Source organism: Streptomyces albidochromogenes (assembly GCF_005981925.1).
Classification (GTDB): domain Bacteria; phylum Actinomycetota; class Actinomycetes; order Streptomycetales; family Streptomycetaceae; genus Streptomyces; species Streptomyces albidochromogenes.
The window spans coordinates 1-969 of record NZ_VBVX01000661.1 but is presented as its reverse complement, the minus strand read 5'-3'; the positions used below and the strand labels follow the sequence as shown (position 1 = coordinate 969).

Genomic DNA, 969 nt, shown 5'->3' with positions numbered 1-969 from the left:
GCTCCGCACCGTCCGCCCCCGCTCTCTGCGAGGCACGGCCCCGCCCCGCCCGCCTCCTCGGCGCGTCCGCGTCCGCGACCCGGCCGGCCAGGGCAGTCCCGCCGGGGCCATCCAGGTGCCCCGCGACGAGGACCGCCCGAGCCCCGTGTCCGCTCACGGAAGGGGTGGCCGCCCGCCGACCAGGGCCACCGCACGTGCCCCCGCCGCGCACCCGGCTGCCAGCGCCCGCGCCTCGTCCGCACCGCCGAGGCGCGCCGCGAGGAAGCCGCCCGCGAACGCGTCGCCCGCCCCTGTCGTGTCCACCGCCTCGGCCGGTACGGCCGGAACGCGGTGGCGCACCTCCCCGTCGGCCGCGAGCAGCGCTCCTCCCGAGCCCAGGGTGACGGCGACCAGGGGAAACTGCCGGCTCAACTTGGCCGCGGCGTCCCCGGCGTCCGGCAGCCCGGTGAGCAGCCGGGCCTCGTCCTCATTGGGCAGCAGCACGTCCGCCCCGGCCACCGCCGCCAGGAAGCGGTCCACCCCCAGCCCGTCGATGAACCCCGCCGACGCCGGGTCCACGCTCACCGTCACCCCCCGTTCCCGGGCGGCACGTGCGGCCAGCCCGGCCGTCTCCCGGCTCGCGTCGGCGAAGAACAGGTAACCGGACAGGTGCAGATGGCCGACGCCGTCCAGCAGGGCGGAGGACCAGTCGCCGGGGGAGAGCCGCAGGGCGGCGCCGCTGTCGGTCAGGAACGTACGCTCGGCGGCGGCGTCGACCAGGGAGATCACGGTCGCTGTCGCCGCCTCCCCGTCGAGCACGATCTGCGGACGCACGCCCGCCCGCCGCAGGTACCGCTCGTGCCAGGCACCCGCGTCCACACCCACACGCGCCAGGAGCCGTACGTCCGCCAGTCCCGTGTACGCCGCCCAGCACGCCGCGTTGGCCCCCGCCCCACCCGGCAGCGTCCGGATCCGCGCCGCGGTGTCGGT

General features: G+C 78.0%; 1 protein-coding gene. It reads right to left on the bottom strand.

The window, feature by feature from the left end; all coding sequences use genetic code 11:
• Positions 1-153 precede the first annotated feature (153 nt).
• A partial coding sequence (locus E2E34_RS34630) for a carbohydrate kinase family protein (protein WP_138905759.1) occupies positions 154-969 on the bottom strand: 816 nt, incomplete at its 5' end.